This window comes from Streptomyces synnematoformans (genome assembly GCF_039531005.1).
GTDB lineage: Bacteria > Actinomycetota > Actinomycetes > Streptomycetales > Streptomycetaceae > Streptomyces > Streptomyces synnematoformans.
The window spans coordinates 1-2290 of record NZ_BAAAPF010000566.1 but is presented as its reverse complement, the minus strand read 5'-3'; the positions used below and the strand labels follow the sequence as shown (position 1 = coordinate 2290).

General features: G+C 78.3%; 1 protein-coding gene and 1 pseudogene. Both read right to left on the bottom strand.

Features of this window, described 5'->3' with window-relative positions:
• Positions 1-124 precede the first annotated feature (124 nt).
• Positions 125-1003: an ABC transporter ATP-binding protein gene (locus tag ABD317_RS36035; protein WP_425582528.1), complete on the bottom strand. Its 879-nt coding sequence runs from the start codon at positions 1001-1003 to the stop codon at positions 125-127.
• Between the two features lie 17 nt (positions 1004-1020).
• Positions 1021-2290: pseudogene (locus ABD317_RS36030) on the bottom strand (hypothetical protein); the annotation flags it as partial.

The window sequence follows — 2290 nt, the reverse complement described above, 5'->3', positions numbered from 1 at the left end:
AGCCCGCCAGCCCGCCAGCCCGCCAGCCCGCCAGCCCGCCAGCCCGCCAGCCCGCCAGCCCGCCAGCCCGCGTCCCGGCCACCCTCGGGCCCGCCGCGCGACCGGCCTGTCTCCTGGCGCGTACCTACCGCCTCGGCTCTCCGCCCTCCCCGTCCTTCCGGTCCGGGCTCACCCTGATGTGGTCCTCTTCGAGGTCCAGCACCACCCGCTCGCGGATCTCCAGCGCCTCCGTGTACGGCCGCGGCAGCTGCAGCCGCCCCGCGCGGTCGACCGCGGCGTACTCGCGGGCCACCACCCGCTCCGCCCCGCTCGCGTCGACCTCCGTGCGGCGCAGCACCTCCGACGCCATCCGCCCGTCGTGGACCGCGACCGTGCGGCGGACCTGCGACGCCACCGCCTGGTCGTGCGTGACGATGACGATCGTCGTGCCCAGCTCCTCGTTCGCCGTGCGGAAGGCGGCGAAGACCTGCTCGGCCGTCGCCGAGTCCAGCTCGCCCGTCGGCTCGTCCGCCAGGATCACCGCCGGCGAGTTGGCCAGCGCCACGGCGATGGCCGTGCGCTGCTGTTCGCCGCCGGACATCTCCCGCGAGCGGCGGTCGCGGCAGTGGGCGAGGCCCAGGAGGCCGAGCAGGTCCTCCGCGTGCGCCACCCGCCGGCGGCGGGCGTGCCGGCCGCCGCCGCCCTCGCTGAGCTGCATGGGCAGTACGACGTTCTGCACGGCGGTCAGGTACGGCAGGAGGTTGCGCGCGGTCTGCTGCCAGACGAAGCCGACGACCTCCCGGCGGTAGCGCAGCCGCGCCCGGGCGTCCATCGCCAGCAGGTCGAAGCCGGCGACGGTGGCGCTGCCCGCGGTGGGCACGTCGAGGCCGGCGAGGATGCCGAGCAGGGTCGACTTGCCGCTGCCGGAGGCGCCGACCAGGGCCATCAGCTCGCCGTCGGCGACCAGCAGGTCGAGTCCCTGGAGCGCCTGCACCTCCACGCCGTCGGTGCGGAAGATGCGCACCAGCTGATCGCAGGAGATCAGCGCGTCGTGCCCGTACGCCGGTCCGGCGCTCCGCTCCGCCGCCCGCCGCTCCAGCTCCGCCAGTGTCGCGCCGCTCGTCCCGCCCGCCGCGTCACCCGCCGCGTCACCCGCCGTGCCGCCCGTGCTCTGTTGCGTCTGGGCCATCTCACTCCCTCTCCCCGGCCCGCAGTTCCTGTACGGCCTGCCGTCTGCCGCCCCACCACGCCTGCACCAGCACCGCCGCCAGCGCCAGCGCCGGCACCGCCACCGACGGCAGCGCCAGCGCCAGCGGGTCCGCGCGGCTCCGCGCCGCCGGCGCCGAGCAGGTCGGGGCTCTCCTCGCCGAGCGCGAGCGCGCCCAGGTCGATGCCGGGTCCCAGCAGCCGTACGGTGACCAGCCCGGCCAGCGCCCCCGCCAGGCCGGCCGCCACCAGCTGCGGCAGCGCCTCCAGCACCAGCAGCCCGCGTCCCTGCCGCCGGCCGAAGCCCATGGTGCGCAGCCGCGCCAGCAGCGCGACGCGCTCGGGCGCGGCCCGCAGCAGCGACAGCAGCACGGCGAGCAGGGCGTAGCCGGTGGCGGCGACGGCGGCCCCGGCGTACAGCCGCTCCGCGCCGCGCTGGAGCTGGGAGGCGGCCAGGTCGTCCGCCACGTCGGTGCGCAGCAGCAGGGTGCCGCCGGGCGCCTCCGCGCGGGCCAGGGCGCGCAGCGCGGCGCCGTCCAGGCCGCCGTCGGCGGCCGAGAACAGCAGCGTGTCCGGCCGCGCCTCGGGCAGCGCCGCCGTGCCGGGCAGCTGCCGCGCCACCGCGGCGGCGTCCACCACGGCGAACTCGCCGCCCGTCACCGCGGGCGTCACCCGGCGCACCTCGGCGACCTCGGCCGTGATCCGGCCCCGGGACGACTGCAGCCCCAGCGTGCCGTCGACGACCAGCTCGGCGACGCCCGGCGAGACGAGCGCGGGCAGCGCCCGGCCGCCGTTCCGGTCCCGCAGCCGGCCGGCGTCGAACGCGCCGAGGCCCAGGTCAGCGCTGAGCCTCGCGTACGCGCCCGCGTCGGCCGTCAGCAGCGTGAGATCGCCGCTCAGCCCCATGACCTGCAGCCCGGTCTCGGTGCTGACGGCCGCGGTGTGCCGTACGCCGCCGGCCTCCGCCGCCTGCGCCGCGACCCCGTCGGGCAGCGGCCCGGACGAGGTGAGGCGGGCGTCGCCGCCGACGCTGGGCACCGAGGCCGTCGAGCGCGCGTCGGCCACGCCCGCCAGCACCGAGCCGCCGAACGAGGCGGTGGTCAGC